Source organism: Nevskia sp. (genome assembly GCF_051860985.1).
In the GTDB taxonomy this organism is placed as follows: domain Bacteria; phylum Pseudomonadota; class Gammaproteobacteria; order Nevskiales; family Nevskiaceae; genus Nevskia.
Genome location: NZ_JBIMKV010000001.1, coordinates 337898 through 353441, shown reverse-complemented (window position 1 = coordinate 353441; position 15544 = coordinate 337898). Strand labels below are relative to the sequence as shown.

At 69.3% G+C, this 15544-nt stretch carries 12 protein-coding genes, 1 tRNA gene and 2 pseudogenes; 11 read left to right on the top strand and 4 right to left on the bottom strand.

Translation table 11 applies throughout. The annotated features are described in order from the left end of the window. The first annotated feature begins 44 nt into the window (after nucleotides 1–44). A pseudogene (locus ACTIGJ_RS01545) lies at nucleotides 45–1248 on the top strand (epoxide hydrolase family protein). A 16-nt stretch (nucleotides 1249–1264) separates the two neighbouring features. On the opposite strand, the gene ACTIGJ_RS01540 reads toward ACTIGJ_RS01545, so the two are convergent. The 3 genes from ACTIGJ_RS01540 to ACTIGJ_RS01530 all read right to left on the bottom strand — a co-directional run bounded on the left by ACTIGJ_RS01540 (nucleotide 1265) and on the right by ACTIGJ_RS01530 (nucleotide 3781). Then, the gene (locus ACTIGJ_RS01540; protein WP_439638499.1) at nucleotides 1265–2041 is read right to left on the bottom strand and encodes a ferredoxin--NADP reductase; all 777 of its coding nucleotides are present in this window, start codon (nucleotides 2039–2041) and stop codon (nucleotides 1265–1267) included. A gap of 120 nt (nucleotides 2042–2161) precedes the next feature. After that, a complete protein-coding gene (locus ACTIGJ_RS01535) occupies nucleotides 2162–3541 on the bottom strand; it encodes a cytochrome P450 (protein WP_439638498.1) in 1380 nt (459 codons plus the stop codon). Between the two features lie 164 nt (nucleotides 3542–3705). Continuing rightward, nucleotides 3706–3781 (bottom strand) — tRNA-Glu (locus ACTIGJ_RS01530). A 270-nt stretch (nucleotides 3782–4051) separates the two neighbouring features. Here ACTIGJ_RS01530 and pcnB point away from each other — a divergent pair. The 8 genes and pseudogenes from pcnB to ACTIGJ_RS01490 form a co-directional block, all read left to right on the top strand. After that, nucleotides 4052–5314: a polynucleotide adenylyltransferase PcnB gene (pcnB, locus tag ACTIGJ_RS01525; protein ID WP_439638497.1), complete on the top strand. Its 1263-nt coding sequence runs from the start codon at nucleotides 4052–4054 to the stop codon at nucleotides 5312–5314. A gap of 6 nt (nucleotides 5315–5320) precedes the next feature. Then, nucleotides 5321–5830, top strand: a complete 510-nt coding sequence (gene folK / locus ACTIGJ_RS01520; protein WP_439638496.1) for a 2-amino-4-hydroxy-6-hydroxymethyldihydropteridine diphosphokinase — start codon at nucleotides 5321–5323, stop codon at nucleotides 5828–5830. Nucleotides 5831–5909: 79 nt separating this feature from the next. Beyond that, on the top strand, nucleotides 5910–6740 hold the full coding sequence (gene panB, locus ACTIGJ_RS01515) for a 3-methyl-2-oxobutanoate hydroxymethyltransferase (RefSeq protein ID WP_439638495.1): 831 nt from the start codon (nucleotides 5910–5912) through the stop codon (nucleotides 6738–6740). 5 nt (nucleotides 6741–6745) lie between these two features. Beyond that, the gene (locus ACTIGJ_RS01510) at nucleotides 6746–8281 is read left to right on the top strand and encodes a hypothetical protein (protein ID WP_439638494.1); all 1536 of its coding nucleotides are present in this window, start codon (nucleotides 6746–6748) and stop codon (nucleotides 8279–8281) included. Nucleotides 8282–8306: 25 nt separating this feature from the next. Then, entirely contained in the window at nucleotides 8307–9155 is an 849-nt protein-coding gene (gene panC / locus ACTIGJ_RS01505) for a pantoate--beta-alanine ligase (RefSeq protein ID WP_439638493.1), read from the top strand. Nucleotides 9156–9391: 236 nt separating this feature from the next. Then, nucleotides 9392–9772, top strand: coding sequence for an aspartate 1-decarboxylase (gene panD, locus ACTIGJ_RS01500; protein ID WP_292997391.1), 381 nt, complete (start codon nucleotides 9392–9394; stop codon nucleotides 9770–9772). A 77-nt stretch (nucleotides 9773–9849) separates the two neighbouring features. Further along, nucleotides 9850–11472, top strand: a complete 1623-nt coding sequence (gene pgi, locus ACTIGJ_RS01495; RefSeq protein ID WP_439638492.1) for a glucose-6-phosphate isomerase — start codon at nucleotides 9850–9852, stop codon at nucleotides 11470–11472. Continuing rightward, nucleotides 11384–12304 (top strand): annotated as a pseudogene (locus ACTIGJ_RS01490) (PA2778 family cysteine peptidase); the annotation flags it as partial. The gene pgi and the pseudogene ACTIGJ_RS01490, both read left to right, overlap by 89 nt. 64 nt (nucleotides 12305–12368) lie before the next feature. Here the strand turns inward: ACTIGJ_RS01490 and queG are convergent. Further along, on the bottom strand, nucleotides 12369–13496 hold the full coding sequence (gene queG / locus ACTIGJ_RS01485; protein ID WP_439638491.1) for a tRNA epoxyqueuosine(34) reductase QueG: 1128 nt from the start codon (nucleotides 13494–13496) through the stop codon (nucleotides 12369–12371). Between the two features lie 13 nt (nucleotides 13497–13509). Between queG and ACTIGJ_RS01480 the strand changes: the two genes are divergently transcribed. Both ACTIGJ_RS01480 and tsaE read left to right on the top strand, forming a co-directional pair. Beyond that, nucleotides 13510–14997 carry an NAD(P)H-hydrate dehydratase gene (locus ACTIGJ_RS01480; protein ID WP_439638490.1) on the top strand — a complete coding sequence of 496 codons (1488 nt, stop codon included), beginning with the start codon at nucleotides 13510–13512 and terminating at the stop codon, nucleotides 14995–14997. Continuing rightward, nucleotides 14994–15470 (top strand): tRNA (adenosine(37)-N6)-threonylcarbamoyltransferase complex ATPase subunit type 1 TsaE, encoded by a 477-nt coding sequence (gene tsaE / locus ACTIGJ_RS01475; RefSeq protein WP_439638489.1) that lies wholly within the window; start codon nucleotides 14994–14996, stop codon nucleotides 15468–15470. Before ACTIGJ_RS01480 ends, tsaE begins: the two co-directional genes overlap by 4 nt. Nucleotides 15471–15544: the final 74 nt, after the last annotated feature.

Below are 15544 nucleotides of genomic sequence, written 5' to 3'. Positions count from 1 at the left end.
AGTGTCGCAAATCGTCATGCCGACGCGAAGCCGGTGGCGGGGCGCTGTCAGGCGCCGGGCGATCGACGTACGCTTGCGGTCCGCCTCCCGGTTGTCGCCCGCACCATGTCCGACCGCGTCACGCCGTTCCACCTCGCCATTCCGGACGATGCGCTCGTCGACCTGCGCCGCCGCCTCGAATGCACGCGCTGGCCGGACCGGGAAACCGTCGGCGACTGGTCGCAGGGCGTGCCGCTGGCGCAGGCGCAGGCACTGATCGAGCACTGGCGCACGCGCTACGACTGGCGACGCTGCGAGGCGCAGCTGAACGCGCTCGGTCAGTTCACGACCGAGATCGACGGGCTGTCGATCCATTTCCTGCACATCCGTTCGAAGCACGCCAACGCGATGCCGATGCTGCTCAGCCACGGCTGGCCCGGTTCGGTGATCGAGTTCCTGAAGGTGATCGGGCCGCTGACCGATCCCGAAGCCCACGGCGGCCGCGCCGAGGATGCTTTCCATCTGGTGATTCCGTCGCTGCCGGGCTTCGGCTTTTCCGGCAAGCCGACCGGCACCGGCTGGGGTGTCGCGAAGATCGCGGCGGCCTGGTCGACCCTGATGACGCGGCTTGGCTACACGCGTTATGTCGCCCAGGGCGGCGACTGGGGCGCGGTGGTCACCACCCAGCTCGGCAAGCTGCAGCCGGCGGGACTTGCCGGTATCCACGTCAACCTGCCGGTGGTGCTGCCGGCGACGCTGGAGGGCCCGTTCAGCGACGGCGAGGCGGCGATGCTGGCGGCGCTGAAGGACTACGAGCGCTGGGACGGCGGCTATTCGCACCAGCAGTCGACGCGGCCGCAGACGCTGGGCTATGCGCTGGCCGATTCGCCGAGCGGCCAGGCGCTGTGGATCTACGAGAAGTTCTGGAAATGGATGGACTGCAACGGCGACCCGCTGAGCGTGCTGTCGGCCGACGAGATCCTCGACAACATCATGCTGTACTGGCTCGGCAACAGCGCTGCGTCGTCGGCCCGCCTGTACTGGGAAAGCTACCAGGGCGCGTTCACGGCGGTGCCGCTGAGCCTGCCGGCCGGCTGCAGCGTGTTCGCGAAGGAGATCTACCGCGCGCCGCGCAGCTGGGCGGAAGCCTGCATGTCGCAGCTGATCCACTGGAACGAGCTGGACCGCGGCGGCCACTTCGCGGCCTTCGAGCAGCCGGCGCTGTTCGTCGGCGAGCTGCGGACCTGTTTCCGGACGCTGCGCGGCTGAGGGCGCAGCCTGCGGCTTACTTCTCGACGAAGGCGCGTTCGAACACGTAGTCGCCCGGCTCGCCGATGCCGGGGCTGACGACGAAGCCGCGCTTGTCGAGCATCGCCCGGGTGTCGGCCAGCATCGACGGGCTGCCGCAGATCATGCCGCGATCGGTTTCCGGGTTCAGCGGCGGCAGACCGATGTCGGTGAACAGCTTGCCGCTCTCGACGAGATCGGTCAGCCGGCCCTGGTTGCGGTAGGCCTCGCGGGTCACGGTCGGGTAGTAGATGAGCTTGGTCCGCACCATCTCGCCGAGGAATTCGTCGTTCGGCAGCTCTTTGGTGATGTAGTCCTGGTAGGCCAGTTCGCTGACCAGCCGCACGCCGTGGATCAGCACGACCTTCTCGAAGTGCTCGTAGGTTTCCGGGTCGCGGATGATGCTCATGAACGGCGCCAGACCCGTGCCGGTGCCGAACAGGTACAGGTTCTTGCCGGGCTTCAGGTCATGGATGATCAGCGTGCCGACCGGCTTGTCCGACACCAGCAGCGGATCGCCGACCTTCAGGTGCTGCAGGCGCGAGGTCAGCGGGCCGTTCTCGACCTTAATCGAGAAGAACTCCAGCTCTTCCTGGTAGTTCGGGCTGGCGATCGAGTAGGCGCGCATCAGCGGCTTGCCGTTGACTTCGAGGCCGATCATCACGAAGTGGCCGTTCTCGAAACGCAGGCCCGAGGTCCGCGTGGTGCGGAAGCTGAACAGGGTTTCGTTCCAGTGGTGAACGTGGGTGACGGTTTCGGTGAGGAACTTGGCCATTGCGTGCGTCTGCGGCTCGAGCGGATGTTGGCAGGGCGCGCATTCTCGCCGATCGGCCGACGTTCGTGATTTCTATGCTTATTCGATTTCCGGAACGGCGCCCGGCCGGCGCGGCCAGCGTCAGGCCAGCCGCTCGAGCCGCATCGGCAGCCGGTCCTTCGGGATCGGCAGGCTGGTGAAGTCCTGCGGCATCACGTAGCTCTCCGGCACGGTGAAGCGGAAGGTCAGCAGCAGCCGGTGCAGGATGGTCTTCACTTCCATCATCCCGAAATGCAGGCCGATGCACTTGTGGGCGCCGCCACCGAACGGCGTCCACAGGAACGGGTGGCGACGGTCCTCGGCGCGGGCGCTGCCGAACCGGTCGGGATCGAAGCGGGCGGGGTCGGTCCACCATTCGGGCAGGTGGTGGGTCAGCCAGGGCGTCACCGCCACCATCGCGCCCTTCGGCAGGCGCACGCCGTTGAACGCGCATTCCTCGGTGACGCCGCGCGGCAGCATCGGCACCGGCGCAGCGATGCGCAGCGTTTCCTTGATCGCCAGCGTGGTGTCCTCGAAGCGGTCGAGATCGGCGAAGGCCAGCGCGCCGCTGCCGATCGCCCGGCATTCCTCGCGCAGGCGTTCCTGCCACGCCGGCTGTCGGGCCAGCTGGTAGAGCAGGTTCGACAGCGTGATCGTCGAGGTGTCGTGCGCGGCCATCAGCACGAAGATCATGTGGTTGACGACGTCGTCGTCGGAGAACAGCTCGCCGTCGTCGGTGCGCGCCTCGCAGAGCCGGGAGAACAGGTCGGCGCCGGGATGCGCGCGCTTGCCGGGCAGCGCCCGGGCGAAATGACGTTCCAGCAGCTTCCGGCCCTTGAGCCCGGCATTCCAGCGGGTACCCGGCACCGGGTAGCGGATCAGGCCGGTGGCGGCCTGCACGGTGTCGAGGAAGGCGTCGTTGATCGCGTCGGCGTCGTCGCCGGGCTTGCTGCCGACGAACACCTCGCTGCCGATGTTCAAGGTCATCGCCTTCAGCCGCTTGAACAGCAGGCAGTCGCCGGCGTCCCAGCCGGCCAGCTCGGCGTCGACGCTGCGCTGCATGCGGTCGAAGTAGCCCGACAGCGCCTCGTGGGAGAACGCGGCGTTCATGATCCGCCGGTGCAGGCGGTGCTCGTCGAAGTCCATCAGCATCAGGCCGCGCCGGAAGAACGGGCCGATGAAGTACGACCAGCGGGCGTTCTCGAACAGGTTGCCGCGGTTCTGCAGCACGAACTGGTTGGCGTCCGGCCCGAACAGGAAATGGCACTGGGTGCCGAAGGCGTCGATCTTGGCGACGTCTCCGTGCCGCTCGTGCAGCCGGCGCAGGAAGGTGTCGGCATCGCGGATGTAGGCGAGGCTGGAACCGATCACCGGCCAGCTGCGGTGGTGCGGCGCTTCACGCAGCCGGCTCCCGCCACCGCCGGCCGGGGTGGCGGAATCCGCCGCAGGCACAGCGTGCGCCGGCCGCTCGACATCGGTCATGGTGACGGTCTCCTGCCGCACGGCATCTTGTCGTTTTCGGGGTTCGAAGCCGCCGGACCGCGCGGAATTGAACAAACGGAAGATTGGCACAGAAGCCCGAACGGCGGACACAAAAAACGCCGCGTGAGCGGCGTTGCTTGCATGCGGCGCGACCTGGATGAAGGTGGCGCTCCTACCCGGATTCGAACCGGGGTTAAAGCCGTGAGAGGGCTCCGTCCTAGGCCTCTAGACGATAGGAGCGTGGTCAGCGCGCGGCGGATTATAGGGCAATGCCCGGGCTTGTCCACGCCGGCGTTCGCGGGGCCGCCCCTTGGCGACTGCGGAAGCGCCGCATCCTCGCGTAAACTTCAGTTCGCCCGCCTGCGGATCGCCTTGCCTGGCGCCGGGTGCGGGCCTGACCGCTAGCCGCATCGAACCCTTCTTCCGAGACCCGCCATCAGCGAGCCGAACCGCATTCCGCGCGAGCAGCACCCGATCTCGCGCGCCAAGATTTCTCCGGGCGCCCTGAAGGTGCTCTACGGTCTGAAGGACGCCGGCTACGAGGCCTATCTGGTCGGCGGCGGCGTTCGCGACCTGCTGGCCGGCCTGGAGCCCAAGGACTTCGACATCGCCACCAGTGCGCACCCGGAGCAGATCCGCAAGGTGTTCCGCAACTGCCGGCTGATCGGTCGCCGCTTCATGATTGCCCACGTGCGGGCGGGCGAGGAAATCCTCGAAGTCACCACCTTCCGTGGCGCGATCACCGACAGCCACGAGCGTGACGAGACCGGCCGCATCCTGTCTGACAACGTCTACGGCACGCTCGAGGAAGACGCTTTCCGCCGGGATTTCACCGTCAACGCGCTGTATTACGACATCCGCGATTTCTCGATCGCCGATTTCGCCGGCGGCGTCGACGACCTGCAGGCCCGGCAGCTCCGGCTGATCGGCGATCCGGAACTGCGCTACCGCGAGGACCCGGTGCGGATGCTGCGTGCCATCCGCATCGCCAACAAGCTGGGCTTCGAGATCGCGTCCGATACCGCCGAGCCGATCAGCCGCCTGGCGCCGCTGCTGCGCGAGATTCCGCCGGCCCGGCTGTTCGACGAAATCCTCAAGCTGCTGCTGAACAAGGACGCGGTCGCCAATTTCGAGGAACTGCGCCGCTACGGCCTGTTCGCCGAACTGTTCCCGGCCACCGAGCGCGCCATCAACGCGGCCAAGCGGGACCTGCAGCTGCTGCGCATCGCGCTGGCATCGACCGCCGAGCGCGTCAAGCGCGACCTGCCGGTGACCCCGGCCTTCCTGTACGGCGCCCTGTTGTGGCCGCCGTACGCCGATCGCGCCTACGAGCTGGAATACGAACGCGGCCACGATGCGGTGACCGCGCAGAACCAGGCCGCCGACGAGATCCTGGCTCGGCAGCAGGCCCGGATCGCGATCCCGAAGCGCTTTTCGCTGCCGATGCGGGAAATCTGGAGCGTGCAGCCGCGCTTCGAGGACCTGCGCCCCGGCCGCGCCCGGCGCCTTTTGACCCATCCGCGCTTCCGTGCGGCCTACGACTTCCTGCTGCTGCGCGCCCAGGCCGGCGAACCCGGCTGCGCGGCGCTGGCGGAATGGTGGACGCAGGCTCAGGTCACGCTGGGCCAGGGCGGCGATGCCCCGCCGCTGCCGTCGCCGGAGCTGTTGGAGTCGGGCGCGGCCGACGAGGCCGGTGACGGCGAGCCCGGCGACAATGCCGGCGCGCCCAAGAAGCGCCGCCGGCGCGGCGGACGCAACCGTCGCAAGGCCTGAACGCCGGTGCCCAGGGCCTGGCTGGGCCTCGGCGCCAACCTCGGTGAGCCGGCGGCCCAGGTCGAACGCGCGCTGCAGCAGATCGCTGCGCTGCCCGGCACCCGGCTGATCGCGCGCTCGTCGCTGTACCGCAGCGATCCGGTTGGCCCGCCCGGCCAGCCCGACTACTGCAACGCCGTCTGTGAAATCGACACCGCGCTGGCGCCGGAGGCGCTGCTCGACGCCGTGCTGGCGATCGAAGCCGATCATGGCCGGGTGCGCGACGGCACCCGCTGGACCGCGCGGCGGCTCGACATCGACCTGCTGCACATCGACGGCGTGGCGCTCGACAGCGCCCGGCTGAGCCTGCCGCACCCGCATTTGCCGCAGCGCAACTGGGTGCTGGTACCGCTGGCCGAGATCGCCCCCGCATTGGTGATTCCGGGCCACGGCCCGGTGTCGCAGCTGGCCGCCGCGATCGGCCAGGCCGGACTGTCGCGCGGCTGGCCTACGACCGACGGCGGCTCGCCGCCTTGATAAGCGCGCCGCGCGCAGTTCAGCCACTGCGCTCCGGTAATCTAGACGTCCCTTCTCTCGCCAACCGCTGCCTGCCCGAATGACCGCCCCCGCTGCTGCGCCCGGCACGCCTGTCCATGTCTCCGAACTGCGCCGTATGCGCGAGGCCGGCGAGAAGATCGCCTGTCTGACCTGCTACGACGCCAGCTTCGCGCTGATCGAGGATCGCGCCGGGGTCGACGTGGTGCTGATCGGCGACTCGCTGGGCATGGTCATCCAGGGCCAGAACGCGACCACGGCGGTGACGGTGGCCGACATTGCCTACCACTCGCGCTGCGTGGCGCCGTATCTGAAGCGGGCGTTCCTGGTCGCCGACCTGCCGTTCCTCAGCTTCGCCACTCGTGAACGGGCGCTCGATGCCTCGCAGCGGCTGATGCAGGAGGGCGGGGCGAAGATGGTCAAGCTCGAAGGCGGCCGCGAGCAGGCCGACATCGTCGAATACCTGTCGGTGCGCGGCGTGCCGGTCTGCGCCCACCTGGGCCTGCAGCCGCAGCTGATCCACAAGCTCGGCGCCTTCAAGGTGCAGGGCCGCGAGGACGCGGCGGCCGAAGCGATGCTGAAGGACGCGCGGATTCTGGAGGAAGCCGGGGCCGACATGCTGCTGCTGGAATGCGTGCCGTCGAGCCTCGGCAAGCGCATCACCGAGGCGTCTCAGGTGCCGGTGATCGGCATCGGCGCCGGCCCCGACGTGTCCGGGCAGATCCTGGTGCTGCACGACATCCTGAACATCTCGCCGATGGTCACCATCGGTCGCAAGCCGCGCTTCGTGCAGAACTTCATGGCCGGCGCGCCGGACATCGAATCGGCCATCCGCGCCTACGTGCAGGCGGTCAAGAGCGGTGCCTATCCGGCACCGGCGCACTGCTTCTGAGCGCGGTGCCGGCTCCGATGCTGCAGGCGCTGCCGGGATCGACCCTGCGTGCGGTGCTGCTGCTGGTGGTGGCGCTGGTGGTGCTGCGGCTCGGCTGGATGTCGGACGACGCCTACATCAGCTTCCGCAGCGTCTGGAACCTGGTGCACGGCTACGGGCTGACCTGGAACACCGACGAGCGGGTGCAGGCGTTCACCCATCCGCTGTGGCTGTTCCTGATCGCCGCCGCGCACGCGCTGACCGACGAGATGTACCTGACCGCGATGGCGGTATCGGTCGCCTGTTCGCTGCTGGCCGTATGGGTGGTGCTGCGCCGGCTGACCGATTCCAATGCGGCGGCGGTTGCTTTCGTGGCGCTGCTGCTGGGCTCGCAGGCGCTGCTCGATTTCACCACCTCGGGGCTGGAGAACCCGCTGTCGTTCCTGCTGGTGGCGCTGTTCTGCGCGCAGTGGCTGAATCATCCCGCCGGCCATCGGCCGCTGTTCGGGCTGATGCTCACCGGCTGCGGGCTGGCGCTGAACCGGCTCGATCTGGCGCTGATGGTGGCGCCGGCGCTGGCCATCGAGCTGTGGCAGCAGCGGTCGCGCCGGGCGCTGGGCCTTGCGGTCATCGCGCTGCTGCCGCTGCTGGCCTGGGAGCTGTTCTCGCTGCTGTTCTACGGCTTTCCGTTTCCGAACACCTACTACGCCAAGCTCAATACCGGCATTCCGAAGGCCGAGTACCTCGGGCAGGGCGTGGTCTACCTGCTCGATGTCGCGACCCGCGACCCGGGCACGATGGCGATTCTGGTGCTGGCGCTGCTGGCCCCGTTCGCGCCGGGCGCCTCGCGGGCCCGGCTGCCGCTGGCGCTGGGCCTGCTGGCCTACCTGGCCTACGTGGTCAACGCCGGCGGCGATTTCATGCAGGGCCGCTTCGTCAGCGTGCCGGCGTTCCTGGCCGCGATCCTGCTGAGCAGCGACAGCGGCGACGCCCGCTGGGCGGATCAGGACCGGGTCTGGCTGGCGGTCGCGGCGGTGCTGCTGCTGTCCGCCACGCGGCTGATTCCGTTCGAGGCGGCCGATCCGCCGATCCGCCCCAACGGCGTGGCCGACGAGCGCCGCTATTACTTCGCCCAGACCGGACTGGTCTACCACCAGCGCTACCGGCAGGTGCCGTTCAATCACGCCTGGGGCATGACCGGCAAGCGCATGCGAGGCGCGCCGAGCCAGTCGGTGCAGGTGTTCAACGCGATCGGCTTCTCCGGCTTTGCTGCCGGGCCGGACATCCACATCGTCGATCAGCACGCGCTGTCCGACGCCTTCCTGGCCCGCCTGCCGAGCACGCGGCCCTGGCGCATCGGCCATTTCGTGCGCGAACTGCCGCCGGGCTACCTGGACTCGGTCGCCAGCGGCCGCAACCAGCTGGTCGACCCGGCGCAGCGGGCGCTGTACGACGACCTGCAGAAAGTCATTCGCGGCCCGCTGCTGGCGCCCGGACGGCTGGCCGCGATCTGGCGGCTCAACACCCGGCCGGCGATCGGTTCAGAATCCGCCGCTCGCTGACGTTCAGACGCTCTCGATCCCGACCATGAAAACCCTGCACCTGGCCTCCGAACTGCGCGTCACCGTCGATCGCTGGCGCGCCGAGGGCAAGACCGTGGCGCTGGTGCCGACCATGGGCAACCTGCATGACGGCCACCTGGCGCTGGTCGCGGCCGCCCGCTCGCGCGCCGACCGGGTGGTGGTGACGATCTTCGTCAACCCGCTGCAGTTCGGTCCCAACGAGGATTTCGGCCGCTACCCGCGCACGCTGCCGGATGACATTGCCAAGCTCGAAGCGGCAGGTGTCGACCTGCTGTGGGCGCCGCCGGTCGAGGAGGTTTACGTCAACGGCTACCCGCCGGCGACGACGATCACCGTCGCGCCGATCGCCAACGAGCTGGAAGGCGCCTTCCGGCCCGGTTTTTTCACTGGCGTCGCCACCGTGGTGGCCATCCTGTTCGCCAGCGTGCGGCCGGACATCGCCGTGTTCGGCGAGAAGGACTGGCAGCAGTTGCAGATCGTCCGGCGGATGAACGAGGACCTGCGCTTCGGCATCGACATCGTCGGTTATCCGACCGCCCGCGCGGCCGACGGCCTGGCGCTGTCGTCGCGCAACCAGTACCTGAGCGCGCAGGATCGCCCGCGTGCGGCGGGGCTGCACGCGGCGCTGAAGGCGGTTGCGGCCGGTATCGGCGCCGGCCGCCGCGATTTCACCGCGCTGTGCGCCGAGCAGGTGGCCGTGCTGGCCGGCGCCGGCTTCACGCCGCAGTACCTGGAAGTGCGCAGCCCGGCGCTGGCGCCGGCCGCAGCCGGCGATCGCGCGTTCGTGGTGCTGGTCGCGGCCGTGCTCGGCGGCACCCGGCTGATCGACAACCTGCCGGTGCGGCTCGACTGAGTGATGGCAGCCGGCTCGATCACCGGTTCCGTTCATCGGACCGGCATGATCCGTACGAAAGGTTTGTTGGCGCAGGCCGGCTATATCGTTACAATTTTGCGACTTGCTGCAGTGAACAATCCTGCAGCGACGGGCGTATGTCTTTGTGGGCCGCCCTCGGTCGTTGAACATCTTGATTCCGGGTGCATGTCTTTGTGGGCCACCCGCGCGTCAGCCAACCATCCAGGAAGAAGCTCATGCAACTGACGATGCTCAAGTGCAAATTGCACCGTGCGCGTGTGACCCACGCTGAACTCGACTACGAAGGTTCTTGCGCGATCGACGGGCGTCTGCTCGATCTCGCCGGCATCCACGAGTACGAGCAGATCCAGATCTACAACGTCGGCAACGGCGAACGCTTCACCACCTATGCGATCCGCGCCGAGAACGGCAGCGGCATCATCTCGGTCAACGGTGCGGCAGCCCACAAGGCACGGGTCGGCGATCGGGTGATCATCTGCGCGTACGCCGAGGTGGAAGCCAACGTCGCCAAGATGCACAAGCCGAAGCTGGTCTACTGCGACGAAGCCAACCGCGTCACCCGCACCGCCAACACGATTCCGGTGCAGGCGGCCTGACCGTCGCTGGCGGCAGCACGAAGGGACTCCGGCTTGAGTAAGCTTGGGTCCCTTTTTTATTGCCGACGTGCCGCCCGATGTCTGCACTGACGGAAAGCGCCGCCTGGCGTGCCTTGATCGCCCTTGCCGAGGCAGACCGGGAGATCACCACCGCCGCCCGATTCGCGCAGGACCCGGAACGCGCCTGCCGCTACGCGGCCGAGGCCTGCGGCCTGTATCTCGACTACTCCAAGCAGCGGCTCGGTGACGAGGTGCTGGCCGCGCTGCTGGCGCTTGCCGATCAGCAGCAGCTGCCAGCCTGGATCGGCCGGATGTTCGCAGGCGAGGTGATCAACGCCACCGAGCAGCGCGCCGTCGGCCATGTCGCGCTGCGCGGCGCGGCGCCAGTGATGGACGGCGAGCCAGTCACGGCCCTGGTCGACGGAGAGCTGGATCGGATGGTGGCCTTCGCCGAGGCCGTGCGCAGCGGCGACTGGCGCGGCGCCACCGGCGAGAAGATCACCGACATCGTCAACATCGGCATCGGCGGCTCCGACTTCGGCCCGCGGATGATCTGGGAAGCGCTGTCGCAGAACGCGACGCTGCCGCGCGCCCATTACCTGTCGAACGTCGACGGCGCGCAGCTCGGCCTGATCCTGTGCCGGCTCGATCCCGCCCGCACGCTGTTCGTGGTGACCTCCAAGACCTTCACCACCCAGGAAACGATGGTGAACGCCCACGCCGCCCGCCGCTGGCTGACGGCGGCGCTCGGCGAAGCGGCGGTTGCCCGCCACTTCGCCGGCGTGTCGACCTCGCGTCCGACCACCGAGGCCTTCGGCATCGATCCGGCGCTGGTGTTCGGCTTCTGGGACTGGGTCGGCGGGCGCTATTCGCTGTGGTCGGCCGTGGGGCTGTCGGCGCTGATCGCGCTCGGTCCGGCGCGCTTCCGGGAACTGCTCGCCGGCGCCCGGGCGATGGATCTGCACTTCCGCGATGCGCCGATGCACCGCAACCTGCCGGTGCTGATGGCGCTGATCGCGCTGTGGAACACCAATTTCCTGGGCGCTGCCAGCCAGGTGGTGGTGCCGTATGCGCAGCGCCTGCACCGTTTCGTCGGCTGGCTGCAGCAGCTGGAGATGGAATCGAACGGCAAGGGTGTCGATCGCGATGGCCAGCCGGTCGATTACCCGACCACGCCGGTGATCTGGGGCGATGTCGGCAGCAATGCCCAGCACGCCTTCTTCCAGCTGCTGCATCAGGGGCCGGCTCTCAACCCGGTCGATTTCATCCTGCCGCTCGAAGCCATCCACGGCTACCCGGACCAGCAGCGGCTGCTGATCGCCAACTGCCTGGCGCAGAGCGCGGCGCTGATGCGCGGCAAGAACGCCGACCAGGTCCGCGCCGAACTGGCCGCCCAGGGCCTGGTCGGAGAGGCGCTGGAAGCGGCGATCCCGCATCGCGTGTTCACCGGCAACCGGCCGTCGAGCACGCTGCTGCTGCCGCGGCTCGATGCCTTCCACCTCGGCGCGCTGTGCGCGCTGTACGAACACCGCACGTTCGCGCTCAGCGTGTTGTGGAACATCAATGCCTTTGACCAGTGGGGCGTGGAGCTGGGCAAGCAGCTGGCGCGTGATGTCATCGCCGCGCAGGCGAATCCTGCCGCCGCCGGCACGCTCGATGCCTCGACCCTGCAACTGCTGGAGCGCGCCCGTGCCCATTGATCGCCTGCTGCCAGCCGTCGCGGTGGCCGCACTGCTGACCGCCTGCACGCCGCAGGTGACGCTGCGGGTGCAGGATTTCGGCTCCGGCGACGAGCGGCTGGAGCTGTCTAAGACGGCGTTCTTCCCATCCACCGAGCGGGCCTCGGCCGCAGCCGCCCTGGCCACGCTGCTGTACACCGATGGCCTGAACACGGTCGGCCCTGGCCAGGTCGCGCCGCTGCTCGGCAAGAAAACGGCGGTGCCGGCGTTGCGCGCGGAGATGCTCGACCTCGCGCGCCGCTTCGGCCGCCTGCCGTTCGTGCTGCCGCCGACGCTGAACGCGGTGCTCGCCGAAGTCCGCAGCGGCCAGCCGGTGCTGGTGTTCCAGCAGCTCGACGGCGGGCGCTATTCGGTGGTCGTCGGCGTCGATCCCGTAGGCAACCGGATGATCCTGCGCAGCGGCAAGGACGGCCGCGTCTACCAGCCGGTCGATGAATTCGTCAGCCGCTGGAAGGGCGGCGACGCCTGGGCGATGACGCTCAACGATGGCAACCGGGTGCCGGCGTCGGCGACCCAGGACGCCTGGATCGCCGCCGGTGAGGCCGCCACCGCAGCCGGTTATCCGGGGCTTGCCGAAAAGGGTGCCGTCGCCGCCATCGCCCGTTGGCCCAACGCGGTGGTGCCGTGGGTGGCGCTGGGCAATGCCCGCTACGCGATGAAGCAGTGGCAGACCGCGCAGGACGCCTATGTCGAAGCACTCAAGCGCAAGCCGGACAATCCGGTGGCGCGCAACAACCTGGCGCTGGTGCTGCTGGAGCGGCGCTGCATCTCCCTGGCCGAGGAACAGCTGCAGCGCGCGATCAGCGGCGAAACCGATCCCCGGCTGCTCGAGGCCTACGACAACACGCGGGCGCTGATCAATCGCTACAGCGGCACGGCGATCTACTGTCCGCCGCCGGACGACGCGTCAGCGCCCATCGAATATGAGATTGCACCGTTGAATCCGGAAACGCCGCGCGCGCCTGCAGCGCCGCGACGAGCGACGCCGCCGCCGAAGCGGTAGTCGCCGGGTCGGCCAGCGCATTGCCGATCGCCACGGCCAGGTTGCGCAGCCAGCGCGCATAGCCGGCCCGGCGCAGCGCCATGCCTTCGGTGCGCGCCAGATACTCGTCCTCGCTCCACGCGAACAGATCGATCAAGCGGGCGCTGTCGAGCCCGTGGCGCGGCGCGAAATCCGGCGTCGCGTCGAGCTTCGCGTAGCGATTCCACGGACAGGCCAGCTGGCAGTCGTCGCAGCCGAAGATGCGGTTGCCGATCAGCGGCCGCAGGTCTTCCGGGATGTCGCCGTGGTGCTCGATGGTCAGGTAGGAAATGCAGCGCCGCGCATCGAGCTGGTAGGGCCCGGTGATCGCCTGCGTCGGGCAGATGTCGAGGCAGGCCGTGCAGCTGCCGCAGCGCGGCGTCGCCGGCCCGGCGGCGGTGGCTGCGATCGGCAGGTCGGTGCAGATCTCGCCGAGGAAGAACCAGGAACCGGCCTCGCGGTTCAGCACCAGCGTGTGCTTGCCGATCCAGCCCAGACCGGCATTGCGGGCCAGCGCCTTTTCCAGCAGCGGGGCGCTGTCGGCGAACACCCGGTAGCCGTGTGGCGCGATCTCGGCAGCCAGGCGTTCGGCCAGCTTCTTGAGCCGTTGCCGCATCAGCTTGTGGTAGTCGCGACCCAGCGCGTAGCGCGAGATGTAGGCGCCTTCCGGATCGGCCAGCAGGGCCTCGGCATCGGCGGCCGAGGGCCGGTAGTCGAGCCGCGCGCTGATCACCGTCACCGTGCCCGGCTGCAGCCGCGCCGGGTCGGCGCGCAGCGCTGCGTGTTCGGCCATCCAGGCCATGCCGCCGTGGCGGCCTTCGGCGAGCCAGCGCTGCAGGTGGGCGTGGTCTTCATCGAGCGCCTGGGTGGCGATCGCGGCATCGGCGAAGCCCAGCGACTGCGCCCAGCTGCGGATCAGCGCCGGCCAGTCGCGTGGCAGCGGCGGAGCGGGGGAGGTCGGCACTTATAATCCGTGGATGGACTCCATCATCTCGCGATTGTATTCGGCGGTCTCGACCCGCGAGCTCGACCGGCGGGCGATCGAGGTGTTCGGCATCGCCGGCCACACGCTGATGCAGCGCGCCGCCGAGGCGGCCTGGACCGCCGCCCGCTGGCGCTGGCCGAATGCCCGCCACGTCACCGTCTTCTGCGGACCCGGCAACAACGGCGGCGATGGCTACGAGCTGGCCTGCCTCGCCGAAGCCGCCGGCTGCACGGTACGGGTCCATGAATGCGAGGACCTGCCTCGGCGCGGCGATGCCCTGATGGCGCGCAATCGCTGGCTGGCGCGCGGTGCGGTGCAGCGCTGGTCGGCCGGGCAGGCGCTGGATGACGCCGACCTGCTGGTCGACGCGCTGTTCGGCATCGGCCTGAGTCGCGCGCCGACCGGTGACGCGGCGGCCGCCATCACCGCCATCAATGCCGCCCGCACCGGCGGTACCGCCGTGCTGGCGCTGGACGTGCCGTCCGGGCTCGATGCCGATACCGGTGCTGCGCCCGGCGCGGCGATCGAGGCCGATCTGACGGTCAGCTTCATCGCGCTGAAGCCGGGCCTGTGCACCGGCCAGGGACCGGCCCTAACCGGAGCGCTGGAGCTGGCCACGCTGGACCTGCCGGCTGCCGCACACGATGGCCTGCCGGTGCTGGCCCGGCTCACCGATCGCAGCGAACTGCGCGGCTGGCTGCCGAAGCGGCCGCGCACCGGCCACAAGGGCAGCCACGGCCACGTGCTGCTGGTCGGCGGCGATCACGGCATGGCCGGCGCGATCCTGCTGGCGGCCCGGGCGGCGCTGCGCGCTGGTGCCGGGCTGGTCACCGTCGCCACCCGCGACCGCCATGCGGCGGCGCTGACGGCCGCCCAGCCCGATGTCATGGTGCGCAGCGTCGAGCGCCCGGAAGACCTTCAGCCACTGATCGCCCGCGCCGACGTGCTGGCGCTCGGCCCGGGTCTCGGTCGCGAAGCCTGGGGACAGGCGATGTTCGATGCCGCCATCGACGCGGCGCTGCCGAAGGTCGTCGACGCCGATGCGCTGAACGCGCTGGCCGCTGCGCCACGCCGTGACGACCGGTGGCTGCTGACGCCGCATCCTGGCGAAGCCGGACGTCTGCTGGGCCTGAGTACGGCCGAGGTGCAAGCCGATCGCCTGGGCGCGATCGGCGCGCTGCAGGCACGTTACGGCGGCGCAGTGGTACTCAAGGGCGCCGGCAGCCTGGTGCTCGGCGGCAGCGCCGCCGAACTGCGCGTCTGCCCGTACGGCAATCCCGGCATGGGCGTTGGCGGCATGGGCGATGTGCTGACCGGCGTTGCCGCCGCCTTCATCGCCCAAGGTTTGGCGATCGACGCTGCCGCCGCTGCGGCGGTCACCGCTCATGCGCTGGCCGGCGATCGCGCTGCCGAACGGGGCGAGCGCGGCCTGATGGCCTCCGATGTCATCGAGGCGCTGCAGGTGGTGGTCAATCCATGAGTGTCACCGAACGCTTCCTGGCCGACGACGCCGCCACCGAAGCCCTGGGCGCCGAACTGGCTGCGGCGTTCCGAGCGCGGCCGGGCGGTGTGGTCTACCTGCACGGCACGCTCGGTGCCGGCAAGACCACGCTGGTACGCGGCTGGCTGCGGGCGCTGGGCGTGACCGGCAGCATCCGCAGCCCGACCTACACGCTGATCGAGCCGTACAGCGTCGATGGTCGCGACTGGCTGCACCTCGATCTCTACCGCCTGAAATCGCCGGACGAACTGGAAGGCCTCGGTCTCGACGACTATCCGCCGAGCCGCTGCGGCTGGCTCGTCGAGTGGCCGGAATGCGGTGCCGGCTACCTGCCGCCGCCGAGCCTGCGGATCGAACTGCGGGCGGCCGACGGTGGCCGGATCGCGACCGTCGACACCCTGGACGGCGGTGGATGGCCGACAAACGCCGCGCCAATTTCGCATCCCACTTGAGATTCGCGCGTCTAGCTACTGATTTCGATAAGAAAATTCTTGCGTTGACAAGCGCGTCGAACTATCTTCCGCCT